Annotated in this window: 19 protein-coding genes and 1 tRNA gene; 7 read left to right on the top strand and 13 right to left on the bottom strand. The window is 69.7% G+C overall.

The genetic code is table 11. The features are described from left to right. The first annotated feature begins 171 nt into the window (after window positions 1–171). On the top strand, window positions 172–3,969 hold the full coding sequence (locus JW592_RS29930; protein WP_209268390.1) for an AAA family ATPase: 3,798 nt from the start codon (window positions 172–174) through the stop codon (window positions 3,967–3,969). A 556-nt stretch (window positions 3,970–4,525) separates the two neighbouring features. Here the strand turns inward: JW592_RS29930 and JW592_RS29925 are convergent. Beyond that, window positions 4,526–4,599 (bottom strand) — tRNA-Pro (locus JW592_RS29925). A 213-nt stretch (window positions 4,600–4,812) separates the two neighbouring features. Here JW592_RS29925 and JW592_RS29920 point away from each other — a divergent pair. Beyond that, on the top strand, window positions 4,813–6,201 hold the full coding sequence (locus JW592_RS29920; protein ID WP_307805596.1) for an NAD(P)/FAD-dependent oxidoreductase: 1,389 nt from the start codon (window positions 4,813–4,815) through the stop codon (window positions 6,199–6,201). A gap of 231 nt (window positions 6,202–6,432) precedes the next feature. Here JW592_RS29920 and JW592_RS29915 read toward each other — a convergent pair whose 3' ends face one another. Continuing rightward, window positions 6,433–7,887 (bottom strand): lipase maturation factor family protein, encoded by a 1,455-nt coding sequence (locus JW592_RS29915; RefSeq protein WP_209268389.1) that lies wholly within the window; start codon window positions 7,885–7,887, stop codon window positions 6,433–6,435. A gap of 168 nt (window positions 7,888–8,055) precedes the next feature. Between JW592_RS29915 and JW592_RS29910 the strand changes: the two genes are divergently transcribed. Both JW592_RS29910 and JW592_RS29905 read left to right on the top strand, forming a co-directional pair. After that, window positions 8,056–8,733, top strand: a complete 678-nt coding sequence (locus JW592_RS29910; RefSeq protein ID WP_209268388.1) for a response regulator transcription factor — start codon at window positions 8,056–8,058, stop codon at window positions 8,731–8,733. Between the two features lie 143 nt (window positions 8,734–8,876). Further along, on the top strand, window positions 8,877–9,989 hold the full coding sequence (locus JW592_RS29905) for an MsnO8 family LLM class oxidoreductase (RefSeq protein WP_209268387.1): 1,113 nt from the start codon (window positions 8,877–8,879) through the stop codon (window positions 9,987–9,989). A 70-nt stretch (window positions 9,990–10,059) separates the two neighbouring features. Here the strand turns inward: JW592_RS29905 and JW592_RS29900 are convergent, their stop codons facing one another. The 6 genes from JW592_RS29900 to xylB form a co-directional block, all read right to left on the bottom strand. Continuing rightward, a complete protein-coding gene (locus JW592_RS29900; RefSeq protein ID WP_209268386.1) occupies window positions 10,060–11,523 on the bottom strand; it encodes an acyl-CoA synthetase in 1,464 nt (487 codons plus the stop codon). A gap of 170 nt (window positions 11,524–11,693) precedes the next feature. After that, window positions 11,694–12,464 (bottom strand): bestrophin-like domain, encoded by a 771-nt coding sequence (locus tag JW592_RS29895; RefSeq protein ID WP_209268385.1) that lies wholly within the window; start codon window positions 12,462–12,464, stop codon window positions 11,694–11,696. 78 nt (window positions 12,465–12,542) lie between these two features. Next, complete coding sequence (locus JW592_RS29890; protein WP_209268384.1) at window positions 12,543–13,028, bottom strand: hypothetical protein; 486 nt, start codon at window positions 13,026–13,028, stop codon at window positions 12,543–12,545. Window positions 13,029–13,782: 754 nt separating this feature from the next. Beyond that, complete coding sequence (locus tag JW592_RS29885) at window positions 13,783–14,436, bottom strand: N-acetylmuramoyl-L-alanine amidase (protein WP_209268383.1); 654 nt, start codon at window positions 14,434–14,436, stop codon at window positions 13,783–13,785. Window positions 14,437–14,669: 233 nt separating this feature from the next. Then, the gene (locus JW592_RS29880; protein WP_209268382.1) at window positions 14,670–15,992 is read right to left on the bottom strand and encodes an ROK family transcriptional regulator; all 1,323 of its coding nucleotides are present in this window, start codon (window positions 15,990–15,992) and stop codon (window positions 14,670–14,672) included. A 121-nt stretch (window positions 15,993–16,113) separates the two neighbouring features. Continuing rightward, window positions 16,114–17,562 (bottom strand): xylulokinase, encoded by a 1,449-nt coding sequence (gene xylB / locus JW592_RS29875; protein WP_209268381.1) that lies wholly within the window; start codon window positions 17,560–17,562, stop codon window positions 16,114–16,116. A 240-nt stretch (window positions 17,563–17,802) separates the two neighbouring features. Here xylB and xylA point away from each other — a divergent pair, with 240 nt between their 5' ends. Next, window positions 17,803–18,969: a xylose isomerase gene (xylA, locus tag JW592_RS29870; protein WP_209268380.1), complete on the top strand. Its 1,167-nt coding sequence runs from the start codon at window positions 17,803–17,805 to the stop codon at window positions 18,967–18,969. Window positions 18,970–19,070: 101 nt separating this feature from the next. Here xylA and JW592_RS29865 read toward each other — a convergent pair whose 3' ends face one another. The 5 genes from JW592_RS29865 to JW592_RS29845 all read right to left on the bottom strand — a co-directional run bounded on the left by JW592_RS29865 (window position 19,071) and on the right by JW592_RS29845 (window position 23,319). Beyond that, window positions 19,071–20,111, bottom strand: coding sequence for a sigma-70 family RNA polymerase sigma factor (locus JW592_RS29865; RefSeq protein ID WP_209268399.1), 1,041 nt, complete (start codon window positions 20,109–20,111; stop codon window positions 19,071–19,073). Between the two features lie 146 nt (window positions 20,112–20,257). Then, a complete protein-coding gene (locus tag JW592_RS29860; protein WP_209268379.1) occupies window positions 20,258–21,169 on the bottom strand; it encodes an amino acid ABC transporter ATP-binding protein in 912 nt (303 codons plus the stop codon). Between the two features lie 5 nt (window positions 21,170–21,174). Next, complete coding sequence (locus tag JW592_RS29855; RefSeq protein WP_209268378.1) at window positions 21,175–21,954, bottom strand: amino acid ABC transporter permease; 780 nt, start codon at window positions 21,952–21,954, stop codon at window positions 21,175–21,177. Beyond that, window positions 21,951–22,769: a basic amino acid ABC transporter substrate-binding protein gene (locus JW592_RS29850; RefSeq protein WP_372446602.1), complete on the bottom strand. Its 819-nt coding sequence runs from the start codon at window positions 22,767–22,769 to the stop codon at window positions 21,951–21,953. Before JW592_RS29850 ends, JW592_RS29855 begins: the two co-directional genes overlap by 4 nt. Window positions 22,770–22,905: 136 nt before the next feature. Further along, the gene (locus tag JW592_RS29845; protein WP_372446606.1) at window positions 22,906–23,319 is read right to left on the bottom strand and encodes an ATP-binding protein; all 414 of its coding nucleotides are present in this window, start codon (window positions 23,317–23,319) and stop codon (window positions 22,906–22,908) included. 221 nt (window positions 23,320–23,540) lie between these two features. On the opposite strand from JW592_RS29845, the gene JW592_RS29840 reads away from it, so the two are divergent. Both JW592_RS29840 and JW592_RS29835 read left to right on the top strand, forming a co-directional pair. Beyond that, window positions 23,541–24,413, top strand: coding sequence for a Sco1979 family transcriptional regulator (locus JW592_RS29840; protein ID WP_209268375.1), 873 nt, complete (start codon window positions 23,541–23,543; stop codon window positions 24,411–24,413). A 3-nt stretch (window positions 24,414–24,416) separates the two neighbouring features. Then, window positions 24,417–24,653 (top strand): DUF397 domain-containing protein, encoded by a 237-nt coding sequence (locus JW592_RS29835; RefSeq protein ID WP_209268374.1) that lies wholly within the window; start codon window positions 24,417–24,419, stop codon window positions 24,651–24,653. Window positions 24,654–24,655: the final 2 nt, after the last annotated feature.

Genomic DNA, 24,655 nt, shown 5'->3' with positions numbered 1-24,655 from the left:
GTGTGAGGAGTGAGGCGAGGTGGGTTGGACCGAAGACGGGACGGTCCCGATAGGCCGACACTATCTGCCGCCTCAGCGCACGAGGACCTGGTGCATCTGGACTTGGGCGGCGGTGTCGGTGCACGAGACTAGTCTGGCTGGGCTGTAGACCATCCTGGGGGGAGCCTGAGCATGGCGTATGTGCAACATCTGTCGGTACGGGTGCCCTGGCACGACAGCGGGTGGGGTGGCACGGTGTGCGAGGACCCGCTGGGCAACAGCTCCTGCATCCTGCTCAAGAAGGTCGGCGAGGACCGCGACGACACTCTCGAAGCAGCGCATGCGGGCGAGCGGTTCGAGGCACTGGGCGCGGAGCCAGCTTGCCTTGCCGAGCGCGGTGGTTTCCTCAGCCCACGTCGGCACGTCTTGATGCGGAGGCATCCGTACGGCCATACGGACGCCCTCAGAGCGGTGTCGGACACGCTGGTGGACGTTTCTCCGTTCTCCGTTCACGGCATTCCGTTCTACTGGCTCAACCGGGAGAACGCGGTCGAGGTGGCGGAGGAACAGCGCATCCTCGGCTTCTCCGCGGGAGCGGAGGACTTCGCCGTTGGCAAGCTCGGTTTCCGGCCGAACTGGCTGCTGCACGGGGACAACCAACGGGCGGTCATCGATGCCTTCTTCGAAAATGTGCGCTCCGAGCAGTCCTTGGTGTTCTTCTATCTGAAGCACTCACCCTTCGAGGCCCAGCCGCGGCGGATGCTGGTGGGTGCTGCATGTGTCGACTCACTGACGCTGCCAGGTCAGTGGAACGGGTCGGACAGAACCGCCTTTCCCAACCACATGTGGGAGACGATCATCCGGCACACTCTCAGACCGGACGGCACCGGTGGGATTCTGCTGCCCGTCCAGGAGCTCGAGAGGCTCGCCGCACAAGGCCGGGATGTGAGCGTTGCGCTAGCCGTGGCTCCCGAGAGAAACAAGGAGTTCTCCTACGCCACCGAGCACGTGTCGCCCGATGTGGCGGTAGCCGCCCTACTGGAGCTGAAACGTGCTGCCCAGGCCGCCAGCGAGCTCGGCTGCTCGGTGGCGGAGCGGTCAAGGCAGTGGCTGGACCGACAGTTGGGCATGGCATGGCGGCGCCGTGGACCGGCACCCGGGCTGCCGGCGGTGCTCGGACGCCTCGGCTTCGAACATCCCGTCTTCACCGCCCGAGCCCTCGCGTCCGTGGTGTCGGAGGGAGAAGACCCCTGGCCAGTGCTGCAGCAGGCGCTCGAAGGCGCAGGTGAGCCAGCGGAGTTCCGTCGGCTGGTTTCCGGCACCAGCCGAGGCATCTGGCAACACGTGGACGAGGGGCGCCGACAGGCCCTGCGGCTGCTGAGCCGGTTCGATCTGACCAGGGACCAGCTCGATCGGGTGCTGGACCGGAAGACCGGCATCGAGCTCACCGACGAGGAGCTGCTGGACAACCCCTATGACTTGGTGAACTGCACGGTCGACGACGGTGAGCCCATCCTCTTCGAAACCGTCGACCGGGGCTGCTTTCCCGACCAGGGGCTCGCCGAACGCTATCCGCTGCCGGTGACCGTGCCCCTGGACGGATCCTTGGACCGGAGACGGGTCGAGGCCGCCCTCGTCACTGTGTTGCGGCACGCCGAGGATGAGGGCCATACGCTGCTTACCGTCGATGACGCCCTCTCCAGGATCGCCGAGCTGAACGTCGTACGGCCGCTGGATGTCACCGTGTCGGTGATGCAGGGGATCGAACTGGACCCCGGATCGCTGGACGACGACCACGAGGTGAACTGGCCTCAGCTGACCAGGACCGAACTCGCCGGCGGAGCCTTCGGATACAAGCTGCGGTCGGCGGTTCGACGCCGGGAATGGATCCGTGCTGTCGTACGCAGACTGCGCAGCGCCCCGCAGCATGCGGCGCCGGACGATCTGAACGTCACACTCGACGCCGTGCTCGGGACACCCCAGGGAACGGCCGAGGACCTACAGGCTGAACTGCGTGCCCGCTTGGAGAAAGCCGCAGCGCTGCACGAGCTGTACCAGTCGCGGCTCACTGTCCTCAACGGCCCCGCGGGCACCGGTAAGACCACTCTGGTCAGGGCGTTGGCCCGACGGCCCGAGATCACAGCGGACGGCTTGCTGCTGCTCGCGCCGACCGGCAAGGCGCGGGTCCAACTGGAGCAGAAAGCAGAACACGAGGCATACACGCTCGCCCAGTTCCTGAGCCGATCGCAGCGCTACGACGGACAGAACGCGCGCTATCTGCTCACCGGCGACCCCGGCACCAGACAGCGGTACGGGACGGTCGTCGTCGACGAGGCATCCATGCTCACCGAGGACATGTTCGCGGCGCTGCTGGACGCGCTGGTTTTGCCTCAGCGGCTCATCCTGGTCGGAGACCCGCGCCAGTTGCCGCCCATTGGTTCGGGCCGCCCCTTCGTCGATTTGGAGCGCAGGGCGAGAGCGGAGCGCGATCCCGCGCAGTGGCCACGTGTCGCACCCGGCTGGGCCGAGCTCACCATCCTGCGACGGCAGCGCCGGGAGGAGGGAGCCCGGGATGACCTGCTGCTGGCCCGGTGGTTCAGCGGTGACGAGCTCATGGAAGGGGCCGACGAGGTCTGGGCGCGGCTTCGGCGGGGGGACGCCCTGCAGCATCTGCGCGCCGTCGCCTGGAACGGCCGGTCGGCGGCGCAGGTGCTCGATGACGTGTTGGAGGAGGAATTCAAGGTCAGCGGAGACGACAATGGACTGAGCTTCGCGAAGTCGTACGGGGCGATGGAGAAACCCGTCGGCACCCGGGTCTACCCGGATTTCCGCTCCGCCCCAGAGAAATGCGAGAAGTGGCAGGTGTTGTCCCCGGTGCGGGGCCGCGCGCACGGCACCGTCGAGCTCAACCGGCACCTCAAGCGTCGCCACCGTGGTCAGGCTCTCCAGCAGTCCCTGCAGTACCGTGCGAAGGTGCCGAAGCCGCTCGGCGCGGAGCAGATCATTCTGGGGGACAAGGTCGTCAACACGCGCAACATGCGGGCCAGGGGCGAGGTGCCCGGAGTCTGGAAGTCGGAGCCGAGGTATGTGGCGAACGGCGAGATCGGCGTCGTCACCGGGAAGACCAAGTCGGGGCGGATGAAGTTCAGGCCCGCGGCTCATGTCGAGTTCTCCTCCCAGCTCGGCAGGTGGTTTCCGTACCGGGACGACCGCGGCGACGAGGACCCGCCGTTGGAGCTGGCCTGGGCGCTCACCGTGCACAAGAGCCAGGGCAGTGAGTTCGGCACTGTGATCCTGATGCTGCCGGAGGCGGTGCAGAGCCTATCCCGCGAGCTGCTCTACACCGCCCTCACTCGGCAGACCGAGCGGGTGGTCCTCTGCCACGAGGGCCCACTGGAGGACCTGCTGCTTCTGACTCGGGCGGTTGGTTCCGACACCGCTCGTCGGCTCACCGACCTGATGGTGCCCCCGTCCCCGCGGCAGATCGCCAGTCTCGCAGGGGCCCCGTCGGTCCGGGTCGACTCCCGGCTGCTGCACATCAGCGCCGGCGGCGTGCCGGTCCGCAGCAAGAACGAAGTCATCATTGCGGACATCCTCGACGACATCGCCCCCGGCGCATGGGTATATGAACAACCTCTGCACAGCAGGGACGACAGCGATCCCATGCCCCGTCGTCCCGACTTCACCATCAGCACCTACAGCGGTCGTACGGTTTACTGGGAACACCTCGGCATGCTCCATGACCCGCGGTACGCCTCTTCCTGGCAGAAAAGGAAGAAGTGGTACGCGGAGCAGGGCATCCTCCCTGCTGACGAGGGCGGCGGCCCGAACGGCACGCTGATGTGGACGAGCGACGAAAACGGCGTGGACGTGCCGGCATGGAGAGACAAGGCGCTGCGCGTCATCGGCCGTGAAGAGATCTACCAACCGCCGCGCACAGCGAAGAAGAAGGCGACGGCGCGTCGGTCGCCGAGACAAGAGGTGGAGTAGGACGGGTGCTGACTGACGTCTGCGGGCCGCAGGTTCGAGGCTTGGGCAGCAGCCGTGGTCAGCGGCTGGTCGTAGGGCAGCCACAGCGTTCTACCGCGCCCACAGCCGCTCCCGCTCTTGCGCACATGCTCAGGTGTCATCCGCCCCACCCAGGCACGGGATTGCATCACGGGGCGACCAGCACTGTCGCGGTGGCCTGGGCAAAGACCCTCGCCTGTGGGGGGGGGAAGGGGTGGGGAGTGTGTCAGCTGCAAGGCCCGCAGGGGTCGGCCCCGCCCTCCCCGTGCGGTTAAGGGGCTCTTGTGCCCCCTGTCCGGGGATACCCGTTCACCCGCCGGGGCGTGGCGGTACCGCACTGTTGACGACGGCGCGCAGCAGCGGCGTACCGCGCACAACCTCGACCCGATCGTGGGACGGAGAAAACGGGCATGGCTGACGTCTGGGAGCGTGGGAGCGCGAGTGCTCCCAGAGGGCTCCCATCATGGGAGTAAACGCACGTACGAAAGAAGCCGCCCCAGCAAACGCTGGAACGGCTTCCGATCTGCGATCTTCGCAGTCGGGACGGCGGGATTTGAACCCACGACCCCTTGACCCCCAGTCAAGTGCGCTACCAAACTGCGCCACGTCCCGGTGCTCGTTCGGCTCGGGGCTTTCCCCTCGCCGCTCGCGCACAAAGAACAATACAGCACTTCAGGGGGTGCTCGCTCGCACCCCCTCTCGTACGGGAGTCATGCGGGCCGTTCCGAGTTTGGTGTCGGGGTGGGCGGGAACTCCGGCGGTTCTGCGACAGACGGCCGGGGCCGCGGTTGGTTCCGGCCTCGCTCCTGGGAGGAGGTCTCGGCTGTGAGCCGGTCCCGCATTGTGATCGTCGGAGCTGGATTCGCTGGATACCAGGCGGCGCGTACTCTCTCGCGCACGCTCCGTGGCGCGGTGGAGATCGTGCTGGTCAATCCCAACGACTACTTCCTCTACCTGCCTCTGCTGCCCGAGGTCGCCTCCGGTGTGCTGGAGCCGCGGCGGGTGTCCGTCTCGCTGGCGGGGACGCTGCCTCGCGTGCGGCTTGTCCTGGGGGAGGTCGACGGCATCGACTTCGATCAGCGCCGGCTCCAGTACGTGGATCCGGAGGGGCGCTCCGGAGAGCTGGCTTACGACCGGCTGCTGCTGACCGTCGGAAGCGTGAACAAGCTGCTGCCGATCCCCGGCGTGGCCGAGCACGCGCACGGCTTCCGGGGCATGCCGGAGGCCCTCTACCTGCGTGATCACATCAACCGGCAGATCGCCTTGGCCGCCGCGTCCGAGGACGCGGAGGAAGCTGCCGCACGCCGTACCTTCGTGGTCGTCGGTGCCGGCTATACGGGAACGGAGGTCGCGGCGCACGGCCAGATGTTCGCGGAATCCCTCGCCCGGCAGCACAGCTGGTACGAGCACGGGAGGCAGGAGCACGGGAGGCAGGAGCCCCCGGACGAGCGGGAGGGACACGAGGCCGCAGGCGCCCGGGACGGGAAGGAGCGGCGGACCCGGTGGATGCTGCTCGACATCGCCCCGCGCGTCCTGCCCGAGCTGGACGAGCGCCTCTCGGAAACCGCACACGAGGTGCTGGACAAGAGGGGCGTCGAGGTGCGGACCGGGACGTCGGTCAAGGAGGCGACCAGCGAGGGCGTGCTACTGGACAACGGCGACTTCGTGCCCACCCGTTCGCTGATCTGGTGCGTGGGCGTACGGCCCGACCCGCTCGTCAAGGATCTCGGGCTCGAAACCCAGCAGGGCCGCATCGTGGTCGACGAGTACCTGCGTGTGCCCGGCAGGCCGGAGGTCATGGCCTGCGGCGACGCGGCTGCGGTGCCCGATCTGACCCGCCCCGGGGAGATCACCCCGATGACCGCTCAGCACGCCGTCCGGCAGGGGAAGACAGCGGGGCGTAACCTCGCGGCCTCGTTCGGAAAGGGCGCTTCGCGCCCCTACAAGCATCACGACCTGGGCTTCATGGTCGATCTCGGCGGGGTGAAGGCCGCGGCGAACCCCTTGCGGGTGCCGCTGTCGGGGCCGCTCGCGAACGTGGTGACCAGGGCGTACCACCTGGCCGCGATGCCCGGCAACCGGGTCAGGGTGCTGGCCGACTGGGCGCTGGACGCGGTGCTGCCGCGTCAGGCGGCACAGCTGGGGCTGGTGAGGTCCTGGTCCGTGCCGCTGGAGTCGTCGTCGCCCGAGGTGGCACGGGTGCCGACGCACTGAGGCGGCTCCGTTTCCGCCGCGCGTCACCGGGCTGTGCCTTGCCCGCCCACACGGAACCCATGCCCCCCACACCCACACCCACGCCCCCCCCACACCCACGCCCCCCGCTCACACGGGCCCCGCTCACACGGAGAGTACGGCAGCTGCCACCCAGAGCGAGCAGCTCAGGCGGTCGCGACCGGAAGCGGGAAGTCCGGCCACGAGAAGAGCTGAGCCGGGCCGTTCCCCCAGTCAACGAGGCCGTCGGCCCCCGCGCTGTCCGGAGAGGGCAACCGGCGGGACGAACTCGCGCACAAGGGTGCGATGCCACCATGCGCCGGTCTCCCGCCGCTCCTCCCGCGTCGTGAAGCGGTAGCGGTACAGCAGTGCCCGGACATGCGCAGGAGGCTGTTGGGGGAACGGGTTGGCATGCAGCAGCCGCAGGGTGACGGGGTCGTTCTCCAGCAGCTTGGAGAGGAACGGTTCGAACCAGCCACGGGTGTAGGCGGGGGAGAGCGCGGCGAACCACATTTGCCAGTCGAGCCGTAGGTGGTAGGGCGCGAACTGGCGGGGCAGCCGGTACACACCGCCCGGCTTGCCCTTGAACTCGTACTCGCGCCACACCGTCTCCGGCGTGATCTCCTCCTCGTCGGTGCCCTCGATGACGATCTCCTGCCGGACACGGGTCACGCTGCCGAACGCCCCATAGGTGTTCACCAGGTGGAGAGCGTTGAAGGACCGGTTCATCTGCTGGGTCCGGCTGAGCAGATTGCGTGCCGGCCAGTAGCTGAGCACGGCGATCAGAGCGGTCATCAGGCACACCACGACGACGAACCACAGCGGAGCCGTATCGGAGGCAGGCGTGCCGGTGAGCGGCGAGGTGTCGACAGCGGCAAAGGCGAGAACGATCGTCAGCCAGTTCAGCCAGGAGAAGTTGCCCGACATGACGAGCCAGAGCTGGGTGATGATGATCAAGGCTGCCGCGATCGTGGCCACCGGCTGCGGACAGAACAAGCCGAAGGGGACGATCAACTGTGCCACATGGTTCGCGGCCACCTCCACCCGGTGCATCCGCTTGGGGAGGTGGTGGAAGAACCAGCTCAGCGGCCCGGGCATCGGCTGGGTCTCATGGTGGTAGTAGAGGCACGTCAGTTTGCGCCAGCACTCGTCACCGCGCCACTTGATCAGCCCCGCGCCGAACTCCACCCGGAAGAGCAGCCAGCGCATCAGCCACAGCGTCAGCACGGGCGGGTCGGTCTCCGCGTTGCCCAGAAAGATGGTGAGGAAGCCGGCCTCCAGGAGCAGCGACTCCCAGCCGAAACTGTAGAAGATCTGCCCGACATTGACGAACGAGAGGTAGAGCAGCCACAGCAGTGCCCACATCACCATCGATGCCCACAGCGGCACAGCGTCCGCTGCTCCCGCCAGCACGGCGGCTGCCAGCACGACACCAGCCCAGGCGCAGGCGCCGGTGAAACGGTCGTCACAGCGCCAGTGGAAGAGGCTGGGCGAGGCCCGGAACGGCACCCTTCTGACAAAGGCGGTGGCAGGAACCAGCCCCCGTTCGCCGAGCAGCGCACGGAACTGCGTCGCGGCCGAGAAGAAGGCGACCAGGTAGACAGCGGCCATGGCGCGCTGGAGCACCAGTCGGCTCAGCTCGTACCCGGGCACCGAGAACCACGGCGTGAACCACTCCATGGCGGCCATGAGTACCACCCGCGCCCCTCCCTCACGCTCACGGCGAGCCCACGCTTCCACGCGCACGAGGGGCGCACGCTTCCGGCGCGGGCGCCCTGGCTTCCGTCATCCTCGGTCCCGTGCCGCGACGGGTGGGCGGGAGAAAGCCCCGCGCAGCGGGCTGGCTACCGTATGCGCATGACCATCCGCGTACTCCTGGTGGACGACGACGCCCTGGTGCGGGCCGGGCTCCGGCTCATGCTGGAGGGCAGTCCCGATATCGAGATCGCGGATGAGGCGGCGGACGGCAGTCAGGTGCTCCCGCTGGTGGCGGAGCACCGTCCGCACGTGGTCCTGATGGACATCCGGATGCCGGCCATGGACGGACTCACTGCCACCGAGCAGCTTCGCGCGCGCGACGAGCCGCCCGAGGTTGTCGTTCTCACCACCTTCCACGCGGATGCCCACGTACTGCGGGCGCTGCGAGCCGGAGCCGCCGGGTTCCTGCTCAAGGACACCCCGCCCGCCGAGATCCTGGCCGCCATCCGCAAGGTGGCCGCCGGGGAGCCGGTACTCTCACCTGCGGTCACCCGACAGCTCATCCAGCACATCACCCCGGTGGGGCACGACAGCCGCCGCGCACGCGCCAGAAAGGCCCTCGCCGCACTCGGCGAACGGGAGAGCGAGGTGGCGTTCGGCATCGGCCAGGGATTGGCCAACGCCGAAATCGCCTCGTCCCTCCACATGAGCGTTCCGACGGTCAAGACGCACGTCTCCCGCGTTCTGACCAAGCTGGACCTCAACAACCGGGTGCAGATCGCCCTCCTCGTCCACGACGCCGGGCTGCTCGACGAGCCGGGCTCGGACGGCGGGTAGCACTGCGGCGCGTGACGGCGGGTAGCACCGCTGCGAATGGCGGCGGACAGCACTGCGGCGGGCGGCGCTGGATATCCGCGGCGGGCGACGGTGGTGACGGCCGAAGCCGGGAATCCGTGGCACTCGCGGGCGTTGTAACAGAGGTGACTTCCTCGCGTCCGTTTCCGGTCCCTCTCTCCATACTCGACCGCTCCCTCGTCCGGGAGGGCGAGCACCCCGGTCAGGCGCTGCGTGAGACGGTGCGGTTCGCCCAGCAGGCGGAGGGCTTGGGCTTCCTGCGGTTCTGGGTCTCGGAGCACCATGCCGTCCCGGGGATCGCCGGCTCCGCGCCGACGGTGCTGGCTGCGGCGGTGGCGTCGGCCACCTCGCGGCTCCGGATCGGGAGCGGCGGAGTGATGCTCCCCAACCACCAGCCGCTGGTGGTCGCCGAGCAGTTCGGTGTGCTCGAGTCGCTCTTCCCAGGCCGTATCGACATGGGCCTGGGGCGCTCCGTCGGCTTCACCGACGGCATCCGCAAAGCCCTACGGGTGGGCAAGGACGCCGCGGATGGCTTCAGCGCACAGATATCCGAACTGCTCGACTACTTCGAGGGCACCGGTCCGGTGCGCGCCCGCCCCGCCGAGGGGCTGCGCGTGCCGCCGTTCGTACTCGCCGTGGGCTCGGGCGCGACGGTTGCGGCCGAGCACGGGCTGCCGCTGGTGATAGGCGCCTCCCGCGACGAGCGTCGGACCCGGGAGGCGGTGGAGACCTACCGTGCGAGCTTCCGGCCGCGTGCTGCCGCCCTGCCGCGTGCCGCCACGCCCGGTGCCGCCTCCCGGCCAGCTGCAGCCGCGCCGGGTGGCGTCGACCCGGACGCCGATCCAGCGACCGCCCCGTATGTCGTCGTCGCCGTGAACGCCGCCGCTGCCGCCACCCGCGAGGAGGCGGAGCTGTTGCAGCTTCCGGAGGCGTGGTCGACGGCGCTCTCCCGCACCCGTGGCACCTTCGCCCCGCTCGTGGCTCCCGAAAACGTGCCGACCCGCGCGATGAGCGCGAAGGAACGCGCCGCGTTCGACGAGGCACGGCTCTCGCAGCTCCGAGGGACGGGGGACGAGGTGGTCGAGGAACTGGTCTCACTTGTGGCGCGCACGGGCGCCGACGAGGTCCTGCTGACGCTCAACACCTACGACCCCGGCGACCGCCTGCGCTCCTACCGTCGGCTGGCTGAGGCCGCAGGTCTGACACAGCGCCTGCCTGATCCCTCGACCACTCGTTGACCGCAGAAAGCAGAAAGCAGTGAACGGAAAGCGGACGAGCCGGGGGAGCGAGGCGGGGCGGGGCGACGACTCATCCCTCCCGGCCCGGCAGATCCCGCTTCACCACCTTGCCCATGTCGTTGCGCGGCAGCGCGTCCAGGAAGCGGACCTCGCGAGGACGCTTGTGCGACGCGAGCTGCTCGGTCACCAGCGTGGTCAGCTCCTCGGCGAGCGGCGGCTGCTGTGGTGAGGCCGGAACGATCCAGGCGACGACGCGCTCACCCAGGTCGTCGTCGGGCTCGCCGGTGACGGCGGCCTCGGCGACGGCCGGGTGGCCGAGCAGCACGTTCTCGATCTCTCCAGCGCCGATCTTGTAGCCGCCGCTCTTGATGAGGTCGGTGGCCTTGCGGCCGACGAGGCGTACGGAACCGTCCGCGTCCCTTGTCGCCATGTCGCCGGTGCGGAACCAGCCGCCGTCGAATGCCTCGGCGGTCGCGTCAGGGCGGTTGAGGTACTCGGTGAACAGGTTCGGGCCCCGCACCTGCACCTCGCCCACCGTCTCGGTGTCCTCGGCGGGCAGGCGCCGGCCCGCGTCGTCGACCAGACGGACATCCACGTCCCGCAGCGGCAGGCCCACCGTGCCCAGCTGGGAGCTGCCACCGGGGCGCACGCTGGTGTTCATCAGCGTCTCGGTCATTCCGTAGCGCTCGATCACCCGCTGTCCGGTCGCAGCCATCAGCCGGTCGTGGTCGTGCAGTGGCAGGGCGGCCGAGCCGGACACCAGCAGTCGGGCCCCGGCCAGCGCCCGCACCAGGTCCGGGTCGCTCGTGCACGCGTCGGCGAGACGGTGGTACATCGTCGGCACGCCGAACAGCATCGTGCCGCCACCGGCCAGCTCTCTCGCTACTCCCTCGGTACTGAAGCGGACCAGGTGACGCAGGGTGCCGCCGCGGCGCAGCGGGCCGAGCACGCCCAGGATCAGCCCGTGCACATGGAACAGCGGCAGACCGTGCACCAGCACGTCGTCCGCGGTCCACTGCCACGCCTCCTCCAGCGCGTCCAGGCTGCTCGCGATGGCGCGCCGCGAGAGCACCACACCCTTGGGTGGTCCGGTCGTCCCCGAGGTGTAGACGATGAGGGCTGCGGCCTCCGGGTTCGGCTCGCTGGGCAGGCCCCAGGTCTCCTCCCCGGCGACAGGCTCCTCGGAGATCTCGATGTCCGTACGGAGCAGCGAGCCGAGTGTTTCGGGAAGTTGTGCGCCTGGCTCCGCCAGAACGGCTCCCGGGGCGCTGTCGCCGACGATGTGCGCCAGTTCGCTCTCACCGCTCTTCGGGTTCAGTGGCACCACGGGAACCCCGGCCAGCAGTCCGGCGACCACCCCGACCGCTGTCTCCAGGCTGGGCGTCGCCCAGACCGCGACAGGGGCCGCGGTCTGCAGCCGCGCGGCAACGCCGCTCGACACGGCGGCCAGTCGGCGGTAGCTGAGGGATCGGTCGCCGAAACTCAGCGCCTTCTGCGAGGACGCGGCGTGCAGCGCGGGGAAGAGCAGGGACACCCGGACTCCTTCGTGATCTCTCGCCTCTGGGACCGCCAGCATCTCACTCGGGTATGTCGGCAGCGGAGACGGAGGCCATCGCGGCGGGGAGACGGAGGGCAGACGGGGTCATCCAGGCTGTTCCGGATTCACCCTTTTCCTCCGTCCCCTCCGCTCCATTCCCTTCTACTTCATCCCGAAGAGGCGATTACCTGGGGGAAAAGGGCTGCGAACGCTTCCTTCGGCTCGTCGAGGCCGCGTGCCAGCGGATCGTCGAAGTGCCAGACGAGGAAGAGCAGGAATGCGATCAGTGCGCTGAAGATGCCGGCCAGGACCAGTTCCCTGCCCGAGCGCTGGATCTGCAGCGCGAAGAGCATTCCTACGGCGATCACGGCTCCCGCGTACAGACCGACCCACACCACCCCCGGCATGGTCGGTCCGGCGCCCGTCGCGCGTGCGGTGCGCGCGGTGTCGGCCTCGGCCACCTGGTCGACCACTGCCTGGTACGCCTGTGCCTGCCGCATGGTGGACGGTTCATAGGAGGCCACGTCTTTCCGCAGCTGGTCGAGCAGGCGGGTGCCCCGGTCGGTGAGTTCGCCGTGTTCCACCATGTGCGACCACTCGGTGGTCACGGCGTACCGCACATAGGTGTCGATGTCCTTGCGCACCCGTTCGCGCTCGTCGGCCGGGTAGACCCCCACTCGCTCGCTCACCTCGTGCAGTGCCTGCGCCTCCTGCGAGACGGCCTCGTCCGCCGCGTTGCGTGCCTCCCAGACACCGGCGATCGCCAGGCCGAGCACGATCGCGTAGACCACGCCGATCATCATCGTCATGTACTCGATCACGTCGGGTGTCTCGGAAGGGTCCTCCGTGGCGGCGCGCCGACGTCTGAGGACGACCACGGCGACGACCACCAGGCAGGAAGCGACCAGGCTGAGCGTCAGCATGAGCCATTCGGACAAGGGGGCCTCCACAGAGCGCGAACCGATGAGAGATGAGCGGGGGTCGGCGAGGGTCAGCCGCCGCTCGTGCCGGAGGTGTCACCTGCCGCTGCCTGCCTCGAACTGTTCGAGCGAGGCCGCAGCGCGGCGGCCGCGAGCACGGCCGGAGCGACGATCAGCAGCGTGCGGGTGACCATGGACAGGCTGCCGTCGGGCTGCCGACGCTCGGGCGCCGGCTGTCTCGGAGCCGTGAGCACACTGCGGGACGGCGTCGGCGAGGGTGAGGGCGAGTGCGAGGCCCGTAGGGGCTTGGCCGGGGGCCGCTTCGGCTGCTGCGGAGCGTGGGCCGGCTGCCGGGCGGGCTTCGCGGCGACCGGCGGCGGCGCGGGCGGCTCCGCAGGCGGGGGCGTCTCCGGAGCCGGGGAGCCGGGCGTCGCGCTGGGCGTGGGAGGCGACGGCGGAGTGGGTGCGGGAGAGCTGGGTCCCGGTGGCGATGGCGGGGGTGGCGAGGATGGCGGCGGAGTGGGAGAGGGAGGCGGTGTGGGGTGCGGTGGAGGCGGCGGACACGGTCGGTGCCCCGCCCACAGGTGCACGCTCGTACCGTGCCCGGTCTGCACCGTGAGGGACGCACCGGGGCAGCTGCCCTTCCGTCCGGCATTCGCCTCCACGTGCGTACCGTTGGCGTGCACCGACAGGTGGGCGTCACCATCGGGGCCGGTTTGCTGAGGTGCGTTCGACGGCTGAGCGTTGTTCGACGGCTGAGGGGCTGAGCCGGAAGCGGGGTCCTGACCGGCGGGGCGCGGTGGCAGGCTCGCTGCCGCGAGCGCGAGGGACGCGAGGGATTGGCGTGCGCCCGTCTGCTGTTCGGCGGGTGAGGGCGCGAGGAGGGAGGCGGTCCCCGCCACGGCGCCGAGTGCGGTGCATACGAGCGCCGCCGCTGTCAGCACCTGGCGTCTGTTGCGGCTGTTGTTCCGCCTGTCGTCCCTGTCGTCCCGTCGTCGCACATGCTGAGGATCCAGGGGGCGGTGTGGCGAACTGAAGACTTCCGGCCGGTAGTCACACGATGGGTTGAAGTGCTTGCGGACGCAGGTGACCAGAAGACCGAACTGGCGTAGGGGCAGGCCCGGTTGCGGCGCCGTGCCGTTCGTCTGCCGTTGCTCGTGCGGCGCCGACGCTTCGACCGGCCGACCGGTCGACCGGCCGACCGGCTGAACCGGGCGGACGGGCTGGGCCGGGCCGCCGGCCAGCCGACCGGGCCGACCGGCTGGCCGGACACGAAGCGGGAATAGGTCCCGACGGAGCCGGCCGGCCGATCGGCCGCGTGCTTGCGGAGTTGGTGCTACTGGGACTTGACGAGCTCTATGTAACGCGCCCAGTCCCAGTACGCACCAGGGTCGGTGTGGTCGGAGCCGGGCACCTCGTTGTGACCGATGATGTGCTGGCGGTCCATGGGGATGTTGTTGCGACGGCAGATGTCCGCCGTCAGCGCGGCCGACGCGGTGTACATCTCATCCGTGAACCAGGTGTCCGGCTCGTCGATCCAGCCCTCGTGCTCTATGCCGACGCTGCGGGTGTTGTAGTTCCAATTGCCCGCGTGCCAGCCGACGTTCTTCTCCCGCACCATCTGCGCCACATGGCCGTCGAAGGAGCGCACCACGTAGTGCGCGGAGACCGCCTTGTCCGGATTCTGGAAGATGGCCAGGGTGTCGTCGTAGAACTCCTGGGTGACATGGATGATCACGAGTTCGATCGGGTACTGCGTGGGCCGGTTGGCCGTCGTGTAGTTGGAGGGCGAGGCAGGGACCCACTCGGCCGCGGGGTAGTCGACAGCCCGCTGGCCTCTGGAGCGGGCCACCGCGGTCCCGCCCGATATGAGTGAGGCGCCCGCGAGTCCTGCGGCGAGGGTGAAGCCCGCTCCACCGCGCAGCAGCGCGCGACGGGAGAGGTGCGAACGGAAGGGGGTGGGTGCGTGGTGCCGGCGTGCTGAGTCCATCGTGTCTCCCGGTGGGGGGAAGGCGGAGAGGGATAATGGGGGCACGTACAGAGCGAGTTGACGCGCGTTGATGATGGCAGCCGCCGACGGGGCTGCCAAGAGTCGTCCGTGCGTGCCATTGGACCGACCAGTGGCCGTGCGAACTTCGTGCCCCGAGCGGCGCTCCGGAGGGGCGGAGGCGCTCAGCTCCCCAGGCTGCCCCGGGTGGAGGCGCTCCCTCGGACGGGAGGGGATCACCCGGGTGCGGCCTCGGTCCGGTACGACAGCGGGTCGTCCAGCACCACGCGGACGGCCGCATGGGCGGCGCCCAGTAGCGGCCCGTCCGCGCCCAGGCCCGAGACGACCAGGTCGGGCGGGGCCCCGGGAGCCGCGGTGCGCTCCGTCAGTTCCCGTTCCAGCGACGGCAGGAGCCATGGGGCGAACCTGGCCAGAACACCGCCGAGCACCAGGGCGCCGGGGTCGAGCAGGTTGACCGTCCCGGCCAGCGCCAGCCCCAGTGCCGTCCCCGCCTCCTGGAGCGCCCGCAGCGCCCGTTCATCACCTGCCGCGGCCCTCTCCCGGAGCGCGGCGAGCGTGGCGTCCCGGGGCCCTTCGACGGGAGCACCGGCGGCACGCAGCAGCGCCCACTCACCCGCGTACTGCTCCAGGCAGCCCTTGCCCCCGCAGGCGCACGGGGGCCCGTCAGGGCGTACGGGCACGTGGCCGATCTCGCCCGCGAAGCCCCGTGTGCCGCGCAGCAGTTCGCCGTCCAGCACGATGGCGGCACCGATCCCGACCTCCGCTGACACGTGTACGAAGTCGCGGGGCACTCGGCCGCTGTCCAGCCACAGTTCGGCCAGGGCGGCGAGGTTGGCCTCGTTGTCGGCGGTGATCGGCAGCGGCGACGAACCGGCTTCCGGCCCCGGCCGCGTACCTGTGCCCGGCTGCGTGCTCGTTGCCGCCCGCGAACTCGAGGCCGAGCGTGAGCCCGAACCCGAGGCCGAGCCCGAACTCGCGCCCGCGCTGGCGAGTGCGGGCGCGATGTCGACGTCCCGCCACCCCAGGTTCGGCGCCCGCACCACGCTCGATGTCCCGCGAGCGATCAGGCCGGGCACCGCCACGGTGAGAGCGGCGGGGCTCAGCCCGTGCCCGCGCGCCTGTGCGGCCACCGTGTCCACCAGTCCCCGCAGCCGGTCGAGCACCGCGCCCGGCTCACTGCTGCGGCCCTCGGACTCGACGTCCTCGCGGGCACGCACCCGGCCGCGCAGGTCGACCGCGCAGACCGCCAGATGGTCCACCCCGATCTCGGCTCCCAGCCCGCAGGGCCCGCTGTCGGTCAGCGCGAGTGCGGTACCGGGGCGGCCGGGACCGCCGTCAGGTGGTGTCGGCCCCTGTTCGGTGAGCAGCCCGCCGCGCAGCAGTTCGTCGACGAGTGTCGAGACCGCGGTACGCGTCAGTCCCAGCCGCGTCGCCACGGCCGCCCGGGAAGAGGGCCCCGGCTCGGCCACCGCGTAGAGCACGCGCGACAGATTGCGTCTGCGTATCTCCCGCTGGGAGCTGGGAGCCGAGGCCGCCATCGGGGACTCCTTCGGGGGGCGACGGGGGGAGTGCCGCCGTTGAGTGTTTCCGGTCCACTGCTGTGCGGCGGGACTGGGGGGGAGACGGGGCTGCCGGTGTGCCGCTGGGACGGTCACCCGTTCATGGCCGTCTCCCCAGCAGTGCCCCGGCGTCCTGAAGGGTGCCGGCGAGCCGGGTCAGCGTGGCCTCGTCGCGTTCGACGGGCTCGTACGACGCGCCCTCGGCGGTGTGCCAGCGGCGTGCGACGGCGGCAGGGTCCTCACCCAGCAGCAAGCCGGCGGCCTGGGCGGCGGCTCCCAGTGCGACCAATTCCTGGGCACGTGGCACCTGAACGGCTCGTCCCGACAGCCGCCGGACTGTGTCACGCCAGGCCGTCCCCTTGGCGCCTCCCCCGATCAGCAGCAGGGGCGTGTCTTCCGCCGCACCGCTGTCCCCGCTCTCGGCCAGTACGAGATCCAGTGCGCGCAGCAGGGCGAAGACGGCCCCGTCGTAGGCTGCCTGGAGCACCTGACCGCCCGTTGTGGCGTGCCGGAGCCCGGTGAGCAGCCCGGATGCGTAGGGAAGGTCGGGAGTGCGTTCACCGTCGAGGAATGGCAATGCGGTGACCCGCCCGCCCGCCTCCACGTCCTCCCGGTCCCGGGAGAGCAGCGCGGCCATCCGGTCGACGGCCAGGGTGCAGTTGAGGGTGCAGGCCAGCGGCAGCCAGCCGGTGTGCGCGTCTGCGAAGCCCGCGACGGTCCCGGTCGGGTCGGCGGGGCGGCGGCCGGAGACTGCGTAGACGGTGCCGGAGGTGCCGAGGCTGAGCACCGGCTGTCCCGGCAGCAGCCCCAGGCCGAGGGCGGCGCCCATGTTGTCGCCGGTTCCGGTCGCCACCAGCGTGCCCGGGGTGAGGAACCCGTCCTCCCTCTCGCGGACGGTGCCCGCCGCCTCCCCGGCGCCCAGCACAGGCGGCAGCAGCGCGGGATCGAGACGGGCGAGCTGCAGGATCTCCTCGTCGTACGACTCGGTAGCCGAGGCCCACCAGCCGGTGCCCGAGGCGTCGCCGCGGTCGGTGCTCGGCTGCCCGGTCAGCCGCTCGGTCAAGAAGTCGTGCGGCAGTCGCACGGCCGCCGTCGACCGTGCTGCTTCGGGTTCGTTCTCACGCAGCCATGCCCACTTGGTCACCGTGAAGGCCGGTGCCGGCACGCTTCCGACGCGCTCGGCCCACACCTCGGAGCCGCCGAGGGCGGCGACCAGCCGGTCGCGCTGGGGCGCCGAGCGTACGTCGTTCCACAGCAGCGCCGGGCGCACCGGGCGGCCCGCCTCGTCCAGCGTCACAAGACCGTGCTGCTGGCCGGCGACGGAGACGGCCGCGGCCTCGCTCGCCGCGCGCCCGCACCGGACCACCGCGGTGCGCAGCGCCTGCCACCACTCCTCGGGATCCGTCTCGCGCCGGTCGCCCGGGGAGACGGTGTGCGGGGCCTGCCCACGCGCGACCACCTGGCCGGTCGCTGCGTCCACCACGAGGGCCTTGGTGGACTGGGTCGAGCTGTCGACCCCGATGACGAACGGGCCTTCCGGTGCGGTCATGGAGTGCCGCTCCCTTCCCTGGCTGCCGATGGTGTGCGCATACTAATTTGTAAACGGCCATGACGAATAGCCTCGCGCCGCGGTGTGTGCGTGTCCGCGTGTCCGCGTGTCCGCGTGTCCGCGTGTCCGGACGGGACCTTCCGCACGGAACCACCCGCCGACTTCGGACGGATTCGCCGGACTTGGGACGGATATACGACGGGCTCCGCACGGACGACGGCGCGGGAGAGGAACGGCAGGATGAGCTACGAGCCCGTACCGGCGGACAAGTTCAGCTTCGGCCTGTGGACGGTGGGCTGGCAGGGCCGGGACCCGTTCGGGGACGCGACCAGGGCACCGCTCGACCCGGTCGAGTCGGTGCACCGCCTCGCCGAACTCGGTGCGTACGGCGTGACGTTCCACGACGACGACCTCATTCCGTTCGGCGCACCCGAGGGCGAACGGGAGGGGCACGTCAAACGATTCCGCCAAGCGCTCGACGCGACGGGCATGACCGTGCCCATGGCGACGACCAACCTGTTCACCCACCCAGTCTTCAAGGACGGCGCGTTCACCGCCAACGACCGCGATGTGCGGCGCTTCGCCCTGCGCAAGACGATGCGCAACATCGACCTGGCCGTTGAACTGGGCGCCCAAACCTACGTCGCCTGGGGCGGCAGGGAGGGCGCCGAATCCGGCGCGGCCAAGGACATCCGGGCGGCGCTCGACAGGATGAAGGAAGCCTTCGACCTGCTGGCCGACTACGTCACCGAACAGGGCTACGGACTGCGCTTCGCGCTGGAGCCGAAGCCCAACGAACCGCGCGGCGACATTCTCCTGCCGACCGTCGGGCACGCGCTCGCCTTCATCGAGCGCCTGGAGCGGCCCGAGCTCTTCGGAGTCAACCCCGAGGTCGGGCACGAACAGATGGCCGGGCTCAACTATCCGCACGCCATTGCCCAGGCCATGTGGGCGGGCAAGCTCTTCCACCTCGACCTCAACGGCCAGTCCGGCATCAAGTACGACCAGGACCTGAGGTTCGGCGCGGGGGACCTGCGGGCCGCGTTCTGGCTGGTCGACCTGTTGGAGAGCGGCGGCTACGAGGGGCCGCGCCACTTCGACTTCAAGCCCCCGCGCACTGAGGACACGGCCGGGGTGTGGGCCTCGGCGGCGGGCTGTATGCGCAACTACCTCATCCTGCGCGAGCGCGCTGCCGCCTTCCGCGCCGCCCCCGCCGTCCAGGAAGCGCTGCGGGCCTCCCGGCTGGACGAGCTCTCCCGCCCGACGCTCGAAGCGGGGGAGACCCCCGGCGCTCTGCTCGCCGACCGCTCGGCCTACGAGGACTTCGACGTCGAAGCGGCGGCCCGGCGAGGCATGGCCTTCGAACACCTCGACCAGTTGGCAATGGACCACTTGCTGGGCGTGTGATACCCTACGGCGGGTTGACCCGGCCGGCTCACCGCTGAGTCGGCCGTGTCACCGCCAAGCAGGCCGGTGTCGCGGCCCGGCACCGGGCCGGGCCGGCCCGCTCAGCGCCGTGCTGCCGCCTCCTGTGCGCTCACCTCGGCCGGGAGACCGAACGTGGCGAACAGGCCGTCCCCGAAGAACGCCCCCACGTGGGCGACCTGTCCGTCCTGCAGGGTGAGCACCTGGAGGTGGAACGGCCGGTAGACGCCGTCCTCGCGCAGGTTGTAGAGACCGAAGGCGGGCTGGCCGTTTGCCCAGGTCGGAACCATGAGGCCCTCGTCCCGGCCGATGGGACACTGGGCGCCGATGAGCCGCACGATGTTCTCCCGGCCGCGGAACCACTGCGGGAAGGGCGGCATCTCCCAGACGGCGTCCTCCTTGAACAGATCGACGATGGCCGTCACATCCGAGCGCTCGAAAGCGGCCGCGTAACGGTCCAGCAGCTCCCGGGCCGCCGGGTCGGTGGGCTCGGTCAGTTCCTCCTCCACCGGAGCGGCCGCCTCGAGCTGGGCACGGGCCCGTTGCAGGGCGCTGTTCACGCTCGCCGTCGTCGTGCCGAGCAGCTCGGCGACCTCGGCCGCCCGCCACTTGAGCACGTCCCGCAACAGCAGGACGACGCGCTGCCGGGTCGGCAGATGCTGCAGGGCCGCCACCAGGGCCAGCCGCATCGAGGAGCGGTTCACCACCACGGAGGCCGGGTCCGTGGGCCCGGAGGATCCCGAGAACATCGCGTCCGGGATCGGCTCCAGCCAGGGCACCTCCGGAGACTCGGTCACCGGGCGCTCGGGATCGTCGCTGGGGGCGCCGAGCCCGGAGGGCATCGGGCGGCGGCCGCGCTGCTCGATCGCGGTCAGGCAGGCGTTGGTGGCGATCCGGTAGAGCCACGTTCGGAGCGAGGATCTGCCCTCGAAGCGGTCGCCGGCCCGCCAGGCGCGCAGATAGGTGTCCTGCACCAGATCCTCGGCGTCGTGCACCGAGCCCAGCATCCGGTAGCAGTGCGCCAGCAGCTCGTTCCGGTACGGCTTCGCCTTTTCCAGCAGTTCCTCGGCGTCGGCGGGGATCCGGTCGACGGGAGCGTCCGCCGTGCGGGGGCTGTCTGCCATCATCCTTGCCTTTCGTCTGCTCCGGTCACCCAACGGCACCGGCGTGCACTCGTCGTCGGTGAGAGTGAATGTAGAGCACGGGTCTGACAGCCTGCTCCCTCCATGGTGGCGGAGGGAGCCATTCCCCCGCAGCGGCCGCCCGACGGCTACCGGGGATGCTGCTTCCGCACCCCCTTCCGGTCGCGGACGGTGTCCACTCGCTGCGGGGGCGGTGACCCCGGCTGCGTCACGCCCTCGCCCTCCGGCTGCTCCGCGGACGGCTCCTCGGAGCCCTCCAGCACCTCCGCCGCCGCCGGGTCGAGCACCCGGGAGAGGAAGGCCCGGGTGCGCGCCTGCCGGGGGTCCCCCACGACCTGCTCCGGGGGCCCCTCCTCGACGATGAGCCCGTCGTCCATGAAGACCACCCGGTCGGCGACCTCACGCGCGAAGCTCATCTCATGGGTGACGACCAGCATCGTCATCCCGTCGTCCGCGAGCCCGCGCATCACCGCCAGCACGTCCCCGACCAGCTCCGGGTCGAGGGCGGAGGTCGGCTCGTCGAACAGCATCAGCTCCGGGCCCATGGACAGCGCACGAGCGATCGCCACCCGCTGCTGCTGGCCGCCGGAGAGCTGCGCCGGATAGCTGGTCTCCTTCTCCGTCAGCCCGACGCGGCGCAGATTGCGCCTGGCCACCTCCTCCGCCTCCGCCTTGCCGCGTCCCAGCGCCCGGCGCTGCGCGATGGTCAGATTGCCCAGGGCCGTCAGATGGGGGAACAGGTTGAACGCCTGGAAGACCATGCCGATGCGGCGCCGGATCCGGTCGAGGTCCACCTCGGGGTCGGTGACCTCGGTGCCGGCCACGCACACCGTGCCGGAGGTGGGCTCCTCCAGCAGGTTCACACAGCGCAGCAGCGTCGACTTGCCCGAACCGGAGGGGCCGATCACACAGACCACCTCGCCGCGCCGCACGGTGATGTCGATGCCGCGCAGCACCTCCAGCTCACCGAAGGACTTGCGCAGTCCCTCGATCTCGATGGCCGCCGAGCCGCCCCCACTCGTTCCGGTCGCCTCGTTCATCCCGTTCACCTCGCCTTCGCCGTACGGGCCTCCAGGCGCCGCACCAGGTGGCCCAGGGGCAGCGTGATGGCCAGGTAGAACAGCCCCGCGATCAGGATGGGGGTGAGGCTGCGGTGCTGGTTGAGCGCGTCTCTGCCGAATTTGGCCAGCTCGTACTGGTCCAGCGACAGGCCGAGCAGATAGACGAGCGAGGAGTCCTTGGTGAGCAGGATCAGCTCGTTGGCCAGCGGCGGCAGGACGATCCGGAACGCCTGCGGGATGACGATGGAGATCATCGCCCAGGTCGGCGACATGCCCAGGGAACGCGCTGCCTCCGTCTGTCCCTTGGGGACGGCCTGAATGCCCGCGCGGATCGTCTCGGCCATGTAGGCGGCGCCCACCAAGCCCAGGGCCAGCATCACTGTCACGTACTGGTTGATGGACACCTGGAAGGCCACCGGTACGCCGTAACCGAGTGCGATGAACACCAGCAGCGCCGGTACGCCGCGGAAGAACTCGATGTACGCGATGGCCAGCCAGCGGTACGGCAGCACCTGCGACAGCCGCATCAGTGCCAGTAGCAGGCCCAGCGCCAGCCCGAACACGAAGCCGAGCACGGTATAGACAACCGTGTTGACCAGTGCGGTCGTGATGACGTCAGGGAACTGCTTCTTGGCCACCTCGACGTCGAAGAACGCGCGCCGCAGCTCGCCCCAGTCGGCGGCCAGCGCGAAGACCAGGACGACGATCAGCAGGACGCCGTACTGGGCTGTGCGGATGGCGCGGGTGCGGTTGCGGCGGGTCACTTCTTCGGCTCCGTGCCGAACCACTTCTTGTAGATCTTGTCGTAGCGCTTGTCCGCCTTGGCCTTTTTGAGAGTTTTGTTGATCTGCTTGCGCAGCGCGTCGTTACCTGTGCGCACGCCGATGCCGTACTGCTCACCGGTGTCGAATTCGGCGGTGACCTCGGTGTCCGGGTTCTTGTTCGCGTAGTCGTAGAGCACGCCGTTGTCGTTGATGCCCGCGTCGACCTGGCCTGTCTTGACGGCGGTCAGCAGCAGCCCCAGATCCTCGTACTGGCGGATGGTGACGTCTTTGGCGTGCTTCTTGGCGTACTCCTCGCCCGTGGTGGACTGCTGTACACCCAGCTTCTTGCCCTTGAGGTCGTCCAGCGAGTCGTACTTTTTGCCCTTCTTGGTGAGGAGGGCCTGGGTTGCCTCGAAATAGGAGTCGGAGAAGTCGAGGTTCTTCTCGCGGACGGGGGTGATGGTCATGCCCGCCGCTGCCAGGTCGCACTTGCTGGAGTTCAGGTCCTCGCCGGACTGGATGCCCTCGAACGGGGTGTCCACGATCTTCTGCTCGACCTTGAGGTCCTTGGCGACCAGGTCGACCAGGTCCACATCGAAGCCCACGATCTTCTTGCCCTGTTTGAACTGGAAGGGTTCATAGGGGAGGTGGGTGCAGGTGGTGAGCTTTCCGGAGGTCACCAGCTGGACCTCTTCGCCGCTCTTGCCGGAGGTCTTGGTGCTGGAACAGGCGGTGACGGCCGTCAGCAGTGCGGCCGTCAGTGCCGCCGTGAGGGATATCGCTTGCTGTCGCTTACGCGCGGATCGTGCGGACACAGCGCCTCCACAAGGGGGACAGGTCGGCAAAAGAGCCGGATCATGGCCGGTAAATGCCGTGCATCCTGCCATCGGCGCGTGGCCGTGTCAGCGGTGCGGAGGGCAGCTGTCTCTCCGAAGTGGCGAAGGTCCCGTGTCAGCCGTGCGTTCTGTGGCACTCCAGCTCGGCCCACACGGCGTGCCCCGTCGTTCCCTCGGAGCCGCTCGTGCGGGCCTTGCGTATGCCCCAGTCGTCGGCGAGCACGCTGACCAGGAGCAGACCTCTGCCGTTCTCGCGCTCGTCATCGGCGACCCGGCCGCGGTCCGCGTCCTCCACGCGCATGACCGAGGTCCCGCCGCCCTCGTCCGCCACCTCGAGGCGCAGCCGCACCCCGATGACCCACAGCTCGCAGCTGACCTTCTCGCTGTCCGTATGGCGTACGGCGTTGGTGAAGAGCTCCGACATCAGCAGCTGGGCGTCGGCGTTCGACTCGTCGTCGACGTACCACTCGCGCAGTCTCTCCAGGACCCGCGCGCGTGCGAGGGCCACAGATGTGTCACGGGCCGGCAGATGGAAGGCGTCGCGCAGGGGACGGGTCGCCGGCGCGCCGGCGGGCCGGTGTTCTAAGGGCAGGGCGTCATGGGGGGCAGCCACGGCTCCACTATGCGGTTCGTCACTCGCGTATGGCAAGGATCAATCTGTAAATTGCAGAAGTGCGTTTGACAGGGTGTGCTTGAGAGCTGGCACATGCCAAACTCTTTCCTACCGAAGTCAGTTGGAGGGGAGCGGCTGTGGCGGACTCACGGACGGGCGGTGCGGCGCCCACCGTGCTGCGTGTGGTGCTGGGCAAGAGACTCCAGCACCTGCGTGAGAGCGCGGAAGTGACCTTCGAGCAGGCGGCCAGAGCGCTCGACGTCACTCACGCGACGATCCGCCGGATGGAGAAGGCGGAGGTCGGGCTCAAGGTCCCCTACGTCGAGAAGCTGCTGCGCACCTACGGGGTGACGGATCCGGACGAGATCGACGGCTTCGTCTCGCTCGCGCGCGAGGCGAACCAGCCCGGCTGGTGGCACAGGTACCGCGACGTGCTGCCGGAGTGGTTCAGCGTCTTCGTCAGCCTGGAGAGCGAGTCGGAGGTCATCCGCGCCTACGAGCCGCATTATGTGCCCGGTCTGCTGCAGACCGAGAGCTACGCCAGGGCGGTGCTCCGTGCGGGCATGCCGCACGCCCCGGAAGCGGAGATCAAGCGGGGAGTGGCGCTGCGCATGGAGCGCCAGACGGTCCTGACCAGGGAGACGACCCCGCCGCTGCTGTGGGCCGTCATAGACGAGACCGTCCTGCGGCGTCCGCTCGGCTCTCCCGAGGTGATGCGGGAGCAGATCGACCACCTCATCCAGGTCACCGAGCGGCCGAACGTGGCGCTGCAGATCATGCCGTTCAGCGCGGGGCCGCATCCGGCCATGTACGGCCCCTTCCACCTTTTCCGGTTCCCTCTCGACGAACTGCCCGACATGGTCTGCGCCGAGAGCCTTGTGGGTGCGGTCTACTTCGACCAGCGCGACGACGTCAGCGTGTTCCTCGAGGCACTGGACCGGATGAGCGCCCAGGCCGTACCGCTGGTGCGGACCCGGGCGGTCCTGAGTGCACTGCGCAAGGAGATCTGAACCATGGGTCGTATCTACAACGGGATGCCCGCCGCACATCTGGGCGACGAGGGCTGGCGCAAGCCCTGGAGCGGGGGAAACGGCGGCAGCTGCGTCGAGGCGCTCAAGCTGGCCGACGGCCGGGTCGCGCTGCGCCAGTCCACCGATCCCGACGGCCCGGCGCTCATCTGCAGCCGGAGTGACATCTCGGGTTTCATCCAGGCGGCCAAGGCGGGGGAAGCCGACTTCCTGGTCGCTTGAGC

Origin of the sequence: Streptomyces spirodelae, from assembly GCF_017676385.1 — a bacterium.
GTDB lineage: Bacteria > Actinomycetota > Actinomycetes > Streptomycetales > Streptomycetaceae > Streptomyces > Streptomyces spirodelae.
Note: the sequence above shows the minus strand (reverse complement) of the source record. Positions and strands in the feature narration are given on the sequence as shown.